The 15,510-nt window shown below is 74.6% G+C and carries 17 protein-coding genes; 6 read left to right on the top strand and 11 right to left on the bottom strand.

Annotated features, from left to right (window positions below):
- Positions 1-78: 78 nt before the first annotated feature.
- Genes GA0070609_RS31520 through GA0070609_RS31530 form a run of 3 tightly spaced genes read left to right on the top strand, consistent with a single transcriptional unit; the run spans position 79 to position 3,722 of the window.
- On the top strand, positions 79-543 hold the full coding sequence (locus GA0070609_RS31520) for a DUF4442 domain-containing protein (RefSeq protein WP_088997155.1): 465 nt from the start codon (positions 79-81) through the stop codon (positions 541-543).
- A 57-nt stretch (positions 544-600) separates the two neighbouring features.
- Complete coding sequence (locus tag GA0070609_RS31525) at positions 601-1,353, top strand: HAD-IA family hydrolase (protein WP_088997156.1); 753 nt, start codon at positions 601-603, stop codon at positions 1,351-1,353.
- On the top strand, positions 1,350-3,722 hold the full coding sequence (locus GA0070609_RS31530; RefSeq protein WP_088997157.1) for a glycoside hydrolase family 65 protein: 2,373 nt from the start codon (positions 1,350-1,352) through the stop codon (positions 3,720-3,722). The genes GA0070609_RS31525 and GA0070609_RS31530 overlap by 4 nt, the downstream gene beginning before the upstream one ends.
- Before the next feature lie 111 nt (positions 3,723-3,833).
- Here GA0070609_RS31530 and GA0070609_RS31535 read toward each other — a convergent pair whose 3' ends face one another.
- A complete protein-coding gene (locus GA0070609_RS31535) occupies positions 3,834-4,013 on the bottom strand; it encodes a hypothetical protein (RefSeq protein ID WP_088997158.1) in 180 nt (59 codons plus the stop codon).
- A 162-nt stretch (positions 4,014-4,175) separates the two neighbouring features.
- On the opposite strand from GA0070609_RS31535, the gene GA0070609_RS31540 reads away from it, so the two are divergent.
- Entirely contained in the window at positions 4,176-4,841 is a 666-nt protein-coding gene (locus GA0070609_RS31540; protein ID WP_088998083.1) for a dienelactone hydrolase family protein, read from the top strand.
- Positions 4,842-4,891: 50 nt separating this feature from the next.
- Here the strand turns inward: GA0070609_RS31540 and GA0070609_RS31545 are convergent, their stop codons facing one another.
- A complete protein-coding gene (locus GA0070609_RS31545; RefSeq protein WP_088997159.1) occupies positions 4,892-5,998 on the bottom strand; it encodes an AI-2E family transporter in 1,107 nt (368 codons plus the stop codon).
- A gap of 320 nt (positions 5,999-6,318) precedes the next feature.
- On the opposite strand from GA0070609_RS31545, the gene GA0070609_RS31550 reads away from it, so the two are divergent.
- Positions 6,319-6,501: an antitoxin gene (locus tag GA0070609_RS31550; protein ID WP_088997160.1), complete on the top strand. Its 183-nt coding sequence runs from the start codon at positions 6,319-6,321 to the stop codon at positions 6,499-6,501.
- Positions 6,502-6,565: 64 nt separating this feature from the next.
- On the opposite strand, the gene GA0070609_RS31555 is transcribed toward GA0070609_RS31550, so the two are convergent.
- A complete protein-coding gene (locus GA0070609_RS31555; RefSeq protein ID WP_088997161.1) occupies positions 6,566-7,168 on the bottom strand; it encodes a hemerythrin domain-containing protein in 603 nt (200 codons plus the stop codon).
- Positions 7,169-7,312: 144 nt separating this feature from the next.
- Here GA0070609_RS31555 and GA0070609_RS31560 point away from each other — a divergent pair, with 144 nt between their 5' ends.
- Positions 7,313-8,794, top strand: coding sequence for an FUSC family protein (locus GA0070609_RS31560; protein ID WP_231928471.1), 1,482 nt, complete (start codon positions 7,313-7,315; stop codon positions 8,792-8,794).
- Between the two features lie 9 nt (positions 8,795-8,803).
- Here the strand turns inward: GA0070609_RS31560 and GA0070609_RS31565 are convergent, their stop codons facing one another.
- The 8 genes from GA0070609_RS31565 to eccB form a co-directional block, all read right to left on the bottom strand.
- Positions 8,804-9,463 carry a C39 family peptidase gene (locus tag GA0070609_RS31565; protein WP_088997162.1) on the bottom strand — a complete coding sequence of 220 codons (660 nt, stop codon included), beginning with the start codon at positions 9,461-9,463 and terminating at the stop codon, positions 8,804-8,806.
- Between the two features lie 340 nt (positions 9,464-9,803).
- Positions 9,804-10,211: a pyridoxamine 5'-phosphate oxidase family protein gene (locus GA0070609_RS31570; protein ID WP_088997163.1), complete on the bottom strand. Its 408-nt coding sequence runs from the start codon at positions 10,209-10,211 to the stop codon at positions 9,804-9,806.
- A 57-nt stretch (positions 10,212-10,268) separates the two neighbouring features.
- Entirely contained in the window at positions 10,269-10,610 is a 342-nt protein-coding gene (locus GA0070609_RS31575; protein ID WP_088997164.1) for a YkvA family protein, read from the bottom strand.
- A 50-nt stretch (positions 10,611-10,660) separates the two neighbouring features.
- Complete coding sequence (locus GA0070609_RS31580) at positions 10,661-11,461, bottom strand: hypothetical protein (protein WP_088998085.1); 801 nt, start codon at positions 11,459-11,461, stop codon at positions 10,661-10,663.
- Positions 11,462-11,610: 149 nt separating this feature from the next.
- Positions 11,611-11,979, bottom strand: a complete 369-nt coding sequence (locus tag GA0070609_RS31585) for a hypothetical protein (protein WP_157748347.1) — start codon at positions 11,977-11,979, stop codon at positions 11,611-11,613.
- 220 nt (positions 11,980-12,199) lie between these two features.
- A complete protein-coding gene (locus tag GA0070609_RS34975) occupies positions 12,200-13,438 on the bottom strand; it encodes a WXG100 family type VII secretion target (RefSeq protein ID WP_088997166.1) in 1,239 nt (412 codons plus the stop codon).
- Entirely contained in the window at positions 13,431-13,799 is a 369-nt protein-coding gene (locus GA0070609_RS31595; protein WP_088997167.1) for a hypothetical protein, read from the bottom strand. Before GA0070609_RS31595 ends, GA0070609_RS34975 begins: the two co-directional genes overlap by 8 nt.
- Before the next feature lie 98 nt (positions 13,800-13,897).
- Positions 13,898-15,436 (bottom strand): type VII secretion protein EccB, encoded by a 1,539-nt coding sequence (gene eccB / locus GA0070609_RS31600; RefSeq protein WP_088997168.1) that lies wholly within the window; start codon positions 15,434-15,436, stop codon positions 13,898-13,900.
- Positions 15,437-15,510 lie beyond the last annotated feature (74 nt).

Raw genomic sequence — 15,510 nt, forward strand, 5'->3', positions numbered from 1 at the left:
TGGCGGGCGGTGGCGCAGCTTGCTGATGGACGGGCGCAGGCGCTTGCCCGGGAAGTTACTGGCGAGTAGCGTCCGGGTATGACCATCGACTCGCGCCAGGTGGCGGCGGCCATGCTCGAGGCCGTGCCGTTCGCCCGCACATTGAATCTCGAGTTCGTCGAGGTGGCCCCCGAGGCGGAGGGTGGCGTGCGGGCGGTCGTCCGGCTGCCCGACACGCCGGCCACCCACAACCACGTCGGCGGCCCGCACGCCGGGGCGATGTTCACGCTCGGCGAGACCGCCTCCGGAGCGGTGGTGATGGCGGCGTTCGGGCAGGTGCTCGACCGGGCGGTACCGCTGGCCGTCCGCGCCGAGATCGCGTACCGGAAACTGGCCATGGGTCCGGTGCTGGCCACCGCCCGGCTCGGCCGCCCGGCCGCCGAGGTGCTCGCCGAGCTGGCGGCCGGCCAGCGACCGGAGTTTCCGGTGCGGGTGGAGATCGCCACCGAGGCGGGCAAGCCCACCTCGGAGCTGACCGTGATCTGGACGCTGCGGCCGAACTGAAGCCCCGGCGGCGCGGAAACAGGTTTTTCCCGGCGGCGGTCTGGATAGATTCGTACCGTGCTGGGCCTGCCTGCTCACGTGACCGCCTGTCTCTTCGACCTGGACGGTGTGCTGACGCAGACCGCCCGGGTGCACAACGCCGCCTGGAAGGCGACCTTCGACGAGTTCCTCCAACGGCACGCCGCGATCAGCGGCGAGCCGTTCCGCCCGTTCGATCCGGGGCCCGACTACAACCGGTACGTCGACGGCCGGCCCCGCGCCGACGGGGTGCGGGCCTTCCTCGCCTCGCGCGGCGTGGTGCTGCCCGAGGGGGCACCGGACGACCCGCCCGAGGCCGAGACGGTCAACGGGGTCGGCAACCGGAAGAACGTCCGGCTGCTGCAGGAGCTGCGCACCCACGGGGTCGACGTCTACCCCGGCTCGGTCGACTACCTGCAGGCGGCCGCGGCGGCGGGGCTGCGCCGCGCGGTGGTCACGGCCAGCGCCAACGGCGGGGAGGTGGTCGCCGCCGCCGGCATCGAGCCGCTGCTGGAGGCGCGGGTGGACGGCCTGGTGGCGCGCGCTCAGGGGCTGCGCGGCAAGCCGTACCCGGACACCTTCCTGGCCGGCGCGAGGCTGCTCGGGGTGGAGCCGGCGCAGGCCGCCGTGTTCGAGGACGCGCTGGCCGGGGTCGCCGCCGGGCGGGCCGGCGGGTTCGGCTACGTGGTCGGGGTCGACCGGGTCGGGCAGGCCGACGAGCTGCGGGCACACGGCGCGGACGTGGTGGTCGGCGATCTCGCCGAACTGCTCGACGAGGGGCGGAGCGCATGATCAGGGAACGGGCCTATCCGGTCGAGCCGTGGCACGTCCGGGAGACCCGGCTGGACATGGACGTGCTCGCCCAGTCCGAGTCGGTCTTCGCGCTCTCCAACGGTCACGTCGGGCTGCGCGGCAACCTCGACGAGGGCGAGCCGCACGGCCTGCCCGGCACCTACCTCAACTCCTTCTACGAGCTGCGCCCGCTGCCGTACGCCGAGGCCGGGTTCGGCTATCCCGAGTCGGGTCAGACCATTGTCAACGTGACCAACGGCAAGCTGATCCGGCTGCTGGTCGACGACGAACCGCTGGACGTCCGCTACGGCGAGCTGATCTCCCACGAGCGGATCCTCGACATGCGCGCCGGCACCCTGCACCGGGAGCTGCACTGGCGCTCCCCGGCCGGCCGCGAGGTCAAGGTACGCAGCACCCGGCTGGTGTCGTTCACCCAGCGGGCGGTCGCGGCGATCGACTACGAGGTGGAGGCGGTCGACGGGCCGCTGCGGCTGATCGTCCAGTCGGAGCTGGTGGCGAACGAGACGCTGCCGCCGCAGAGCAAGGACCCGCGGGTGGCGGCGGTGCTCGAGTCGCCGCTGCTCGCCGAGGAGGAGCTGACCACCGATGACGGCGGCGTGCTCATCCACCGCACCAAGGTCTCCGGGCTGCGGGTGGCCGCCGCGATGGACCACGAGGTGCAGGCCCCCACCCGCACCACCATCGAGTCCGAGGGCTACCAGGACTGGGTCCGTACCACCATCGGGTGCGTGCTGGAGCCGGGCCAGAAGCTGCGCGTGATCAAGTACCTGACGTACGGCTGGTCCAGCCGGCGGTCCCTGCCGGCGCTGCGCGACCAGGTCAACGCGGCCCTCGCCGGCGCCAAGCTGGACGGCTGGGAGGGGCTGCGCCGGGAACAGCGGGAATACCTCGACGAGTTCTGGGACGCCGCCGACGTGGTGGTGGAGGGCGACCCGGAGGTGCAGCAGGCCGTGCGCTTCGGCCTCTTCCACGTGCTCCAGGCCGGCGCGCGGGCCGAGCGCCGGCCGATCGCCGCGAAGGGGTTGACCGGTACCGGATACGACGGGCACGCGTTCTGGGACACCGAGATGTTCGTGCTGCCGGTGCTCACCTACACCCATCCCGCCGCGGTGCGGGACGCCCTGCACTGGCGGCACCGCACGCTGCCCTACGCTCGCGAGCACGCCCGGACGCTGAACCTGGAGGGTGCGGACTTCCCCTGGCGGACCATCGAGGGGCCGGAGTCGTCGGGTTACTGGCCGGCCGGCACGGCGGCCTTTCACGTCACCGCCGGCATCGCCGACGCGCTGCGGCGCTACGTGCTGGCCACCGGGGATGTCGAGCTGGAACGGGAGATCGGGCTGGAACTGCTGGTGGAGACCGCCCGGCTGTGGCGCTCGCTCGGCCACCACGACCGGCGCGGAAAGTTCCACATCGACGGGGTCACCGGCCCGGACGAGTACACCGCGGTGAAGAACGACAACATCTACACCAACCTGATGGCGCAGCGGAACCTGCTCAGCGCCGCCGACGCGGTGATGCGGCACCGGGACGAGGCGCTCCACCTCGGCGTCACCGACGAGGAAGCGGCCGCCTGGCGGGACGCGGCGATGGACATGCACATCCCCTACGACGAGGAACTCGGCGTCCACCAGCAGGTGGAGGGCTTCACCCGGTTGCAGGAGTGGGACTTCGCGCACACCCCGGCGGAGAAGTACCCGCTGCTGCTGCACTACCCGTACTTCGACCTGTACCGCAAGCAGGTGGTCAAGCAGGCCGACCTGGTGCTGGCCATGCACTGGCGGGGTGACGCGTTCACCCCGGAGCAGAAGCTGCGCAACTTCCTCTACTACGAGCGTCGTACCGTGCGGGACTCGTCGCTGTCGGCCTGCACCCAGGCGGTGCTGGCGGCCGAGGTGGGCCATCCCGAGCTGGCGCACAGCTACCTGCGCGAGGCCGCGCTGATGGACCTGCACGACCTGAGCGAGAACACCCGCAACGGCGTGCACATGGCGGCGCTGGCCGGGGCGTGGATCGCCCTGGTGGCCGGCTTCGGCGGGCTGCGCGACCACGACGGGATGCTGTCCTTCTCGCCCCGGCTCTCCAGCCGGCTGAGCCGACTGGAGTTCTCGCTGCAGTGGCGGGACATGCGGTTGCGGGTCGACGTGCGGCCGCACCAGGTGACGTACGCGCTGCGTCACGGCGACCCGGACGACGTGCTGGAACTGCGCCACCACGGCGAGAAGGTGCGGGTCACCTGCGACGAGCCGGCCACCGTGCCGGTGCCGCCGCTGGAAGTCACCGGCCCGGCCCCGGAGCAGGCCCCCGGCCGGTCGCCGCTGCTGCGGCTGCCCGAGCACGAGCCGTAGGCCGCGCGGGCGCGTCCCGGGACGCGGAGGTTCGTGACTTCCGCCGTACCCGGGAAGGATCCGGACGGACGGCGCCGCCGGCCCGCGACGCGGCGGACCGGCGGCGACCGGTCAGATCGGTTCGCCCTGGGACGGTCGGCCCGCGGCGTCACGTGGCGCCATCGCCCGCGGATCGTCGGCGACCCGCGCCTTCGCGGCCTCGTCGCCCCAGTCCCGGCGGCGTTCCTCGTCCTGTTCCCGCCGTTCCCGCTCGGCGGCCTGCGGTCGGGACCCTCGCTGCTGCTGCGCCATGGCGATCCTCGCGATCCGTCGGGGCGCCCTCGCGCCGGTACGGTCTGCGGTCACCCGCCGGCTACCCGACCACCCAGCCGGCAAACGCCGGCGTGCCGGGCGCGGTGCCGGGTAAGTCCGGTGACGCAGCCGGCGGTCCGGCCGGCGGGGGTGGAGGTCGAGATGGACGTGCGCAGCAGTGAGGTGACGATCCCGGCGGAGGCGGTGGAACTCACCGCCGACCTGCTGGTGCCGGCGGAACCCACCGGGGTGGTGCTCTTCGCGCACGGCAGCGGCAGTTCCCGGCACAGCCCGCGCAACGTCGCGGTGGCCCACGCGCTCAACGAGCGGGCGCTCGGCACGGTGCTGGTGGACCTGCTCACCGCGACCGAGGACCAACTGGACGCCCGCACCGCGGAGCTGCGCTTCGACATCGGCCTGCTCGCCGGCCGGCTCGCCGCCATCGTCGACTGGCTGGCCACCGAGCGTCCCTTCGGCGCGGCGCCGATCGGTCTCTTCGGCGCGAGCACCGGGGCGGCCGCCGCCCTGGTCGCCGCGGCGGCCCGGCCCGACCTGGTGCGCGCGGTGGTCTCCCGGGGTGGCCGACCGGACCTGGCCGGCCCGGCCCTGGACCAGGTACGCGCGCCGGCGCTGCTGCTGGTCGGTGGCCTGGACGAGCAGGTGATCGCGCTGAACGAGCAGGCCCGCGCCGCGCTGCCGGGCACCGTCGAGCTGAGGATCGTTCCCGGCGCCACCCACCTGTTCGAGGAGCCCGGCGCGCTGGAGCAGGTGGCCGACGCCGCGGCCGGATGGTTCACCACCCACCTGCGCCATCCGATCCCCTCCTGACCGACCGGCCCGCCGACCGGGCGCCGGGTGGCCGCAACAACCGGTGCGCGTCAGCCGGCGACGGAGGACTCCCGTTGCTGCTGCACGGTGTCCACGATCCGCCAGATCACGGCGGTGACCGGTACCGCGACGAAGGCGCCGGCGATCCCGCCGATCAGGGTGCCGGCGGTGACCGCGACCAGGATCACCGCCGGGTGCAGGCGGACCTGGCGCTTCATGATCAGGGGTTCGAGCAGGTTGCCCTCGATCTGCTGGACGGCGATGACGGCGGCCAGGGTGAGCAGCGCGGTGACCGGCCCGTTGGCCGCGAGCGCCACCAGCACCGCCACCGCGCCGGTCACGGTGGCCCCGATGATCGGCACGAACCCGCCGAGGAAGACGATCAGCGCGAGCGGCAGCGCCAGCGGGACGCGGAGCACCACCAGGGCCAGCCCGATGCCGATCGCGTCGATGGCCGCGATCATCATCGTCCCCCGGCTGTACGCGCCCAGCGTGCGCCAGCCGATCCGGCCCGCCTCGGCGGCCACCGCCCGGTTCGGCCCGGTCGCCCGGTCGAGCACCCAGTGCCACATCGACCGGCCGTCCTTGAGCAGGAAGAAGAGGAGCACCAGGGCCAGCAGCGCCGAGCCGAGCACCTCGCCGACGGTCCGGGCGCCGGACACCGGGTCCAGCGAGCCCTGGCTGAGCGCCTGGCGGCCCTGGTCGATCAGCCGGTCGAGCTGCTGGTCGCTCACCGGCAGGGTGGAGGTGACGAAGTCCCGACTGCGTTGCAGACCGCGCTGGAGTTCCTCGCTCAGCTCGCTGAACTGGCTGGCGGTCAGGTTCCACACCAGCGCGCCGACCCCGACCAGGATGCCGAGCAACAGCAGCACGGTGAGCAGGGCGGCCAGCGCGGCGGGCAGCCGCAGCCGGCGCAGCCGGAGCAGCACCGGGTCGAGCAGCGCGGTCAGGAAGACGGTGGCGGCCAGCGCGATGGCCAGCGGCGCGAGCAGCACCGCGATCCGGCCGACCAGGTAGAGCCCGGCGGACACCACCACCAGGCACGCACTCCACAAGACCGCCGTGCGGACCAGCCACGGCAGCCCCGCCCAGGCCTGCCGAGGGCTGCCGTCCCGGCTGGTCGTCTCGGGCGTACGCCCGGCACCGTCGTCACTCACGTCGGCCCTCCTCGATCTCCGGCGTGGTCGGTACCCGGCCGGCGTCCGTCCGACACCCGTGCCCACGCTAGGCAACCGGCCGGCCGTCGGGGAGCGGTTCCCCGTTCCCGGTGGCCCGGCCGCTGCTGGTCACCGCCAGCGGCGGGTGGGCGAGCCGAGTGGACGGGCCGGCGACCGTCCACGGTGGTGCCGGGCCGGCCGCCGGTGGCGCGGTTCGGCCGGCGCGTCGTGTCCCGTCCGTGGCGTTCTGTCCGGTCGGCGTTTGCGCCCCTGGCCGGGGGGAACGCAGGATGCCCGACTTCGAGTTGAGGAGAACCCTGATGAGCGACTTCATGGACAAGGCCAAGGACTTCGCCGACAAGCACGACAAGCAGGTCGACCAGGGGCTGGAGAAGGGCGGCGAGATGGCCGACAAGCGCACCGGCGGCAAGTACGACGAGCAGATCGACAAGGGCGTCGACCAGGCCCAGGCGCGTACCGGCGAGGGCGACCAGGCGCGCTGACCCCGGCACCACCGTCCCGGGTCGCCGTACGCGGCGGCCCGGGACCGTCCTTTCCGGAGCCGGCTCAGTTCTGCCGGTCGCGCAGCTCGGCCGTCGAGGTGGTGCGGCCGCTGAGCGCGTCGCGCATCCGGTCGACCAGGCCGGTGCCCGGGTTGAGCAGCCGGTTCGCTGGCGGGTGGTCCGGTGCGGCCGGGTGCGGCCGGGTCGGTGCCGCCTTCTTGGCAGCGGTCACCTTGCCGGCCAGTTCCACCAGTTCCTCCCGGGCCACCGCGGCGCGCAGCCGCGGGAACAGGTCGCTCTCCTCGTCCTGCACGTGGTGGCGGATGGTGCTGGTCAGGTGGGTCAGCAACGGGTCGAAGCGGGGGTCGGAGGGGTCCAGCGACTCCAGCTCCTTCATGGTCCGTTCGGCGTCGGCGTGCTCGCTGATCTCGTGTTCGGCGAGCTGGTCGCCGTCCGGCAGCGCCTTGCGGGCCAGCGGGTAGACGTACATCTCCTCGGCGACGGCGTGCCTGATCAGCTCGGCGATCACCACGTCGGCCAGCTGCCGGCGGTGCTCGGGGGTGCCCTGCCGGGTCTCCAGTTCGACGAAGAGCGTCTCCACCTCGCGGTGGTCGGCGGTCAGCACGTCGACGACGTCCTGGCCGGCGGCGGTCTGTGTCTCGGTCATGATGGCCCCTTACCGGTTGCGGAAACGGTCGGTTGACCGGCCTGGTACCCCAGGGCGGGCGGGCGAACCCACCACAGCGGAGCCCCGGGTCGCACCGCCGTCTCCGCGTCCGGTCAGGGCCGTTCGTCGAGGAGCGCGTGCAGCGTGGCCGCTCACCGGCTCGCCGGGGATCCACCGGTACGCCGTCCACGGACCCGGTTAGCCCTCGCCCGGTTCGCCGAGGGCCAGCGGCTCCGGCACCGCCAGCGGCACGTACGCGGCGACGCGGCGGGCGAACCGCGCGATTCACCCGCTGCGGGCCGGGTAACCGCCGCCGTGGCCGAGAATCGCCCGACGACCGACTCCGCCCGGTCACCGCTGGACGCGGTCCGCGTGCGGGGCGGTCGGGCGGTGGCCGAGGTGCGCCAGCGCGGCGCGCAGGCGGGCCGGCTGCGGCTGCGGCAGTTGGAGGTCACCCTGATGATCGCCCTCCAGGCGGGGTTGGCCGCAGCGCTGGCCGCGCTGCTGGCGCAGCAGCTGCTCGGCGCCGGCCCGCACGTCTTCGCCCCGGCCGCCGCCGTCGGCACCATCGCCGCCGCGATCGGGCAGCGCGCCCAACGGACGCTGGAGCTGCTGATCGGGGTGGCGCTCGGCATCGTCACCGGCGACGTCCTGCTGTTCTGGCTCGGCTTCGGCCCGTGGCAGACCGGCCTGGTGGTCTGTCTGGCGATCGCGGCGGCGCTGCTGGTCGCCGGCCGGAGTGGATCCCTGGTCGGGCAGGCGGGCGGTACCGCTGTGCTGATCGCCACGCTCTCCCCGTCCGAGCGCAACCTGGAGGTGCCCCGGATCCTCGACGCGCTGATCGGCAGCGTGGTCGGGCTGCTGGTGGTGGCGCTGCTGGTGCCGATCAACCCGATCCGGGTGCTGGACCGGGCCGCCGCCCCGATCTTCACGCAGCTCACCGAGCTATTGCACGAGGTCGCCCGCGGCCTCACCCGGCGGGACGCGGACCGGGTGGTGCGGGCTCTGGAGCAGCTGCGTGGCCTGGACGCCGACATCGGGCGGCTGAACGAGTCACTCAGCGGAGCCGAGGAGGTGGTCACGGTGGCGCCGGTCCGGTGGCGCCGGCGGCAGGACTTCCACCGCTACGCCCGCAGCGCCCAGCACCTGGAGCGGGTGGTGCTCGACAGCCGGGCGTTGGCCCGCCGGTCGGCCACCCTGCTCCAGTACGGCGAACCGGTCCCGCCACAACTGCCGGACGCCGTGGCGCGGCTGGGCGACGCGGTGCGCGAACTGCGGCGGGAGTGCCAGGGCGGCGGGTCGACCGAACGCACCCGGCGACTGGTGCTGGAGGCCACCGAACTGGCCGGCCGGGCCTGGGCGGACGGGGTCGGCAGTTTCGGCGACACCGTGGTGACGGACCTGCGTACCGCCGCCAGCGACCTGCTCCGGTCGGTCGGCTGCGAGCCGGACGAGGCCAACCGGCTGGTTCGCCGGGCGGCTGGCGCCGCCGAGTTCGCCGGGCGACCACCGGCCCGGGGCCGGATGGAGCGCCGGGTCACACCGACCAGGTCCCGCCGTGCCCGCGACCGGCAGCGCGGACGCCGACGGGCCGGCCTCCCCGAACGGGGGAGACCGGCCCGTTGATGCCGTCGGTCAGGACGAGTAGCCGCGCTCGGCGATCCAGTTGGCGACCTTCTCCAGGGTCATCCAGTACTCCGCGACCGGGCTGGCCGGGTCGGCGACCCGGATCAGGTCAGCGCCGTCGCGGTAGCCGACCAGGGTCAGGTAGTGGCCACCCTCGTACGAGTGCGGGCTGCCGTCGGTGTCCACCGCGGTGCCCTTGACGTTGGCCACCACCGGCCGGCCGGCGTCCAGCGCGGCCAGCACGTCGGCACGCAGCCGGTCGATCTCCTCCGGCTTGGCGACCGGGCCGGGGATCTCGGTAGTCTTGTACCGGCCACCGGTCAGCTCGTTGAGCACCCGGGTGGTGTCCAGCGCCGAGTCGGTGCCGGCCTCGGTGGTGCCCAGCCGCTTCGCGACCTCGTCCTGGGACAGCGCCTTGCCCTGCGCGGACAGCGCGATCCGGGTCGCGGCCGGGCCGCAGTAGTAGAAGTTGGGCTGCGCCTGGTACTCGATGCCCACCATGCGCTCGGCCCGCTTGTCCGCCCGACCGCCCTTGTCGGTGTGCGGCGAGGCGACCGGTGCCGTGCCGGCCGGCGCGGCCGGGGCGGCCATCGCGGGGCCCGCGACGCACCCGCCGGCCACCAGCAGCCCGGCGACGGACAGATAACTCTTCTTCATGATCGGATTCATGGGTCGGGCTCCAATCGGGGGGTTGTCGGCTCCGGATCGGGGCCGCAAGCACCGGGAAAGGCGCTCGGCTCAAGGGATCTCGCACCGCCCGGACCGCGTGGGCCACGGGCGTACCGGGGATGTAACGGTCCTGCTCCGGCCGGCATTCCGCCCGGCCGGTCGGGCTCCCACGGCGGTACGACCAGGTGCAACGGCGGCAGCAGCAGCCGGATTCCGGTGGCGGCCGCCGGATCCCTACCGATCTTTCAACCCGGATGAAACGGTCATCGAGAATGCACGCGACGTAACCGCGCGATCGGCCGGGTGGTACCCGGATCGGACGATCCCGCGCCTGCCCGGGTCAGAGCGCGCCGAGGACCCGGGTCACGGTGATCTCGATGACCACCCGCTCCGGGTTCGCCCTGGGCGTCCGGTAGCGCTCGGCGTACCGGCGTTCGGCCTCGGCCACGGCCGCCGGATCCGACCGGAGCAGGGCCCGCCCCTCGACGGTCAGCCAGCGGCGCCCGTTCACCTGGCAGACGGCCACCGGCGCCCCGTCGGGGCCGGCAGCGGCGACGTGCCGGGCCTTGTGCGAGCCGCCGCTGGTGATCACCCGGGCCAGTCCCGCCACCGGGTCGACGGTGACCCCGACGGGCACCACGTGCGGGCTGCCGTCGGCGCGCAGGGTGGTCAACGTGGCCAGGTGCCGCTCCCGGCAGAACGCGACGACCCGCTCGTCCCGAAGGTCCAACCGATGCGCGTCCGGCATGCCCGTCCCCCGTCTCCCGGTGCGGCACCGATCATCACATGCGGCACCGGCTGCGGGTCAGGAGACCGGCCGCCGGGCCCGGCCCGGATCGGGTGGCGTGCCCGGTCGCCCGGGCAGCGGCCGGCCCGCGGCCCGGCGCTTGCCGACCAGCCGGGTGAGGTAGATCAGCGCGCCGGCCAGCACGCCGATGTCGTCGAGGTAGATCGGGTCGGGGAGCAGATCCACCGGGAAGATCGCGTAGATCAGCGCGCCGTAGAAGGCGACCTTGCCGCCGCCGCCCAGCTCGCCGAGCATGCGCCGGACCCGGACCACCCGTACGGCCAGCAGTACGGCGCCGGTGAGCATGGCGACCACCAGGACGCCGACGACCGCCACCACGAGCCACGCCTCACTGGACATACGCACACGCTAGCCCGGCCCGCCCAACGTCGCCCGACCAGGAAGCCGGTTCAGTACGCGGCCACCGCGGCCCGGCCCCGGGCGACCGGGGGCAGTTCCCGGGTCTGCTCGCTCGCCGAGCTGCGCGGGCTCTCGGCCAGCGGCAGCACCGACGGGGCCTCCTCGGCCGGGCGGCGGGTCGCGGCGAACGCCTCGTCGCGCAGGCTGCGCGCCGCCGCGGCGGCCAGCTCGGCGGCGCGCCAGGCGGCCTGCTCCCGTTCCCGGGCCGCCTGCTGCCGGGCGAGCAGGTTGTCCCGCACCGCCCGGCGTAGCACCAGTTCCTGCTCCACCGGGTGCCGTCGCGGGTCCCAGCCGTTGCGGTGCGCGAAGACGTCGCTGAGCTGCTCCACCGACAGCTCCCGCCGCCAGTACGCGTCCAGCGCGGTGCGGTGCAGGTAGCGCTCGCGGTCGGCGTACTCGGCGGGGGTGCGGGCGGTGCGGGGCAGCGGCAGCGCCGCGGCCGCCGCCAACCGCCGGACGTCCGCCTCGGCGGCCTCGTACGCCTGCCAGACCTGCTCGACCTCTTCCTGCGCGGCCAGCCATTCGGCCCGGCGGCGGCGCGCGGTGGCGGTAGCCCGCTCGGCGGCCACCGCGACCTCCGCCGCGTAGCGGGCCCGCTCGCGCTCCTCCTCGGCCAGTTCGAGTTGGCTCGGCATCGCCGCCTGCCGGATCCGGGCGCCGGCGTCGAAGCGCAGGCGGCCCGGCCGCAGCAGCAGGCCGGCGACGATGACGGCCACCACGCCGAGCAGGCTCAGCCAGATCGCGGCGGCCCGGGGGACGTCGGGCAGGACGGCGGAGAGCACGGTTCGCATCAGCAGCACCTCACGGCGGCAGGGGAAGGGTCGACGGTCACGGGCCCGGTCTCTCGGGGTGCGGCGGGCGTCGCCGGCGGTGGGCCGGCGGGTCGCGCACCCTCAGCCCGTCGGCCGGGTGGGCACCAGGGCGGCGACGGGGCTGACGGTCAGACCGTGGGTGGACCGCGCCGGGCCGGCACCCCGCGGCCGGGACCCGTGGCCGGACCGGCGACCCGGTCGGCGGCCACGACATCGGCGGTGACCGGGGCGGCGGCTTCGTCGGCGCCCGGCTCAGCGGCCTCGGTCGCCGGTGCCGCCGCGCTCGTCGGGGCGTCCGGGCGCAGCGCGTCGACCCGGCTCGTCACGGCGAGCGGCCGGAGCTGGGCGGCGGTGGTGGCCGGTTCGGTGGCGGCCGCGGCGGTCACCCCGCCGAGACCGACGACGAGCACCAGCGCGGTCGCCGCCAGGCGGGTCATCGTCCGCAGCGCGCGCAGCGTGACCGACCACAACGGGTGGGCGGACGCTACGGATGGCACCAGACAAACCTATCGTCCGGTTCGGGTGGTCGCAGCACGGCGACGGGGACGGTGACCGACGCCACGTGAGTGCGGTGTGGACGGTCGCCGCGAGAGGGAGATCGAGCGCTCCCGGATTCGGGCGGCGCACGGTCGGCGGCTGCCGCTCAGCCGGGGCGGACACGACGACGGCCCACCCGGTGGTCGCCCCCCGGATGGGCCGTCGTGTGCGTGTCGCCGGTCAGCGATCGGTGCCGAGCACCGGCGGCGCGGCGTCCGCGCCGTCCTGCCAGACCATGTCGTCCTCGGTGAGCCAGGTCAGTCGGTCGTCCGAGGTGTCGTCGTCGTGCTGCCCGCGGCCGCCGAGGACGCCCGCCCGGTTGGCGGCCCGCCCCTGCCGGGCGGTGGCGGCGTCGCGGGCCGCGCCGTCGCCGCGCCGCCCGTCCATGCCGCGCCCGACGCCGCTGGCCGACCTGGTCTCGGCCGCCGCCGTGCCGCCGGTGGGCCGGGCCACGGTGGTCGGCGAACTGCTGGCCGAGCCGGCCAGCGCGCCGGTGCCGATCAGCCCACCGCCCGCACCGCCGAGCAGCGGACCGAGCCCGGCGCCGGCCGAGGCGGTCATCGTGCCGCCGCCCACGCCGGCCGGTGGCGCACCGCCGAGCACCGGGGTGCTGGTCAGCGGGCCGGCTCCGGCGAGGGAGGTGCCCAGGTCGGGGTCGGTCGTGCCGCCGATGGTGCCGGGGGTCGTGCCGCCGGAGCCGCCCGAGCCGGAGCCGGTGCCCGGGCCGGACCCGACCTGGTCGGGCGTGGTCACGGTGTTCCCGCCGGTCTGCGGGGTGAGGCCGGTGCTGGTCGGCGCGGCCGTCGGCGTGGTCGCGCCGGGGCCGCCGCGCGGCGTCGTGGTGCCGCCGGTGGTGGGGCGCGGGGTGCCATCCGGCGGGGGCGGCGGCGGGACCATCCGGCCGTACGCCGAGAGGTCGTAGCCGGCGGCCAGCTCGGCCACCACATTGACCATCCGCTGGTGCGCCTTCTCCTGCTCGGCCTTGTCCTGCTGGTGGCCGAGCAGCCCGCCGACGATCGCGCCCGGCAGGCCGAACGCGGCGCCCTTCATCGCACCGGAGACAGCCTTGTCGTGGTCGTCGGTCTTCTCCGGGCTCTCCGCCTCCTTGTGCGCGGTGCGCAGCTGGTCGGCCATCAGGGTCAGCGCCCGGCTAAGGTCGGCCATCCCCTCGCCGAGGGTGTCGGCGTAGGACACGATGAAGTCCAGCCGGCGCTGGAACTCCTGCCCGGCCTCGCCCGTCCAGGTGTTGGCGAGCTTGTCGAGGTCGCCGCCGAGCTCCCGGCCGAGGCCGTCCAGGATGCCCTTGAGCGAGGTCCAGTCGGCGGCGAGGTCGTCGATCTGGCTCGGCTTGCCGGCCATCACGGCGGTGTACAGCTCCTCGTGGCTCACGCCCTGGTAGCGCGCGGTGTACTCAGACACGCCGGTCCTCCTGCGGCTTCAGCGCGTTGTCGACGCCGGTCAACGCCGCGGCGATGTCGGCGGCGTTGGCCGCGTTGCGCGCCTCCGCCGTGCGGTAGTTCTCCAGGATGGTGGCGGTGGCGCTCTGCGCCGCCTCGACCGCCTCGCGCAGCCGGCCGACCTTCTCCACATAGGACAGGTGGATGTCGGAGTACTTGCGGGCGTTGCTGGTGGCGTCGGCGAAGGTGCCCAGCGCCGGGGGCCGGCACTGCATCTCGGTGTTGAGCTTCTTCAACACCGTCTCCGCCTGGGTCAGCCGGTCGGCCAACCGCTGGTGGAAGTCCTCCAGGGACATCAGGTCGACTGTCGTGCGCCCGGTCATGGCAGCATCCCCGTACGTCTGGTCGATAACCGTTGCCGATGTTCAGGTTAGTCGACGGCCGCGAGCCGGGCGACCCGCCGTTCGCCCAGCGGACACCGTCAGCCGCCGGCGTTCGGCGACGCGGATCCGGTCGTCGCCGAAGGAGTGGCCGACGGTGTGGCCGAAGGAGTGGACGACGCCGTCGGCCGCGGCGGCGCCGGCGCGGCCGACGACCCCTTGGCGCCGGGCTCGAAGAAGGACAGCGCGTCCTCCCGTTCCAGGGTCGGCCCGGTGGGGATCAGCGCCAGCAGCGACGCCGGCACCGCCAGCGGGGTGACGCCCCCGTAGCCCAGGGCGGTCATCGCGTCGCCGGACCGGGTGCCGAGCGGGTAGCGGACGCCCTGGGCGCTGATCAGGTAGACGGTGGAACCGGGCGCGGCCGTACCGCTCTCCCCGGCGCCCGGGGCCGCCTGGACCAGCACGCCCTTGCCGCCGGGGAGCAGCACGCCGTCGGCCGTCCGGACCGCGTCGCGGCTGCCCTGCCGGACCGGCACCGGGCCGGCCTGGGTCGCGGTCAGCTCGGCCGGGGCCCGGTCGAAGACCTCCAGCGTGGTGGTGGGCGGCCCGCCGCCGGCGCCCGCCCGGTAGGTCGCGCAGAGCACCGTCTGACCGGCGCGGACCGGATACAGCGCGGGCAGCGCCTGCGGCATCCCGGCCTCCTCCACCCGCTCCTCGGTCAGCAGTCGGCCGGCCTGGTCCGGGGTGATGTCGGTGACCGAGCCGCCGTCGCTGAGCAGCAGCAGCGCGCTCGGTTCGCCGATCGAGGCCAGGCCCTCCCGGGTGAGCACGTAGTGCCTGCCGGCGGCCCGGAAGACCTGACCGATCCGGGCCGGCTCGCCGCCGACCTGGGCGGTGCTGCTCTCGTCCTCGCCGGCGATGGCGGGCTTGCGCAGGGCGGGACCGGCCGGCACCGCGTTGACCAGTTGCTGGCCGACGGTGAGGGTGGCCGCGCCGGCCATCCGCAGCGCGGCGATCGCCGGGTCGCCGCCGACCACCTGGAGCCGGGCGTCGCCGGTGAGCAGGTGTCGCTCGCCGTCGACCGACACCAGCACCGCGCGGTCGCCCAGCGACGCCCCGCCGGGCAACGGCCGGTCGATCACCACCCGGGTGCTGGACCGGCGCGGGTCGGCCGGGTCGGGGACGTCGCAGACCGACCACGGCAGGCCGGTCAGCGACTTGCGGTCGGGCACCGCGTCCGGCGCGCCGACGATGCCGACCGTACGCCCGCGCGGGCGGTCCCGGATCGACGCCTGGGACATGGTCCGGATCTGCGGATCCGCCGTGTTCAGGATCAACCGGGCGGAGGCGTAGTTGAGCGTCGGGTAGAGCTGCCCGTCGTCGAGGTAGACGTACGTCGCGCCGGTCTCCCGCTCGATTACCAGGGTGTTCGGCTCCAGCGGCGCGGCGTTGCCGGTGAGCTGCCCGTACGCGCCGGCTCCGCCGAGCACCACCGCCGCGGCGATCACGCTGCCGAAGACCGCCATGCCGAGCCGCCGCATCGGCAGGTTGCTGGTCTCGGGGTCGCCCGACAGCAACGCCGAGACGATCCGGCGGGTGACGAAGCGGTACGCCTGCACCTGATCGCGGCGGGTCCGCATGACTTACCTCCGGCGGGGTGGATCCGCGACGATCAGGTCCGAGTCGTGTCGCGGGCTTCCCTACGATAAGGGGC

The organism is Micromonospora echinaurantiaca (assembly GCF_900090235.1).
Lineage (GTDB): Bacteria > Actinomycetota > Actinomycetes > Mycobacteriales > Micromonosporaceae > Micromonospora > Micromonospora echinaurantiaca.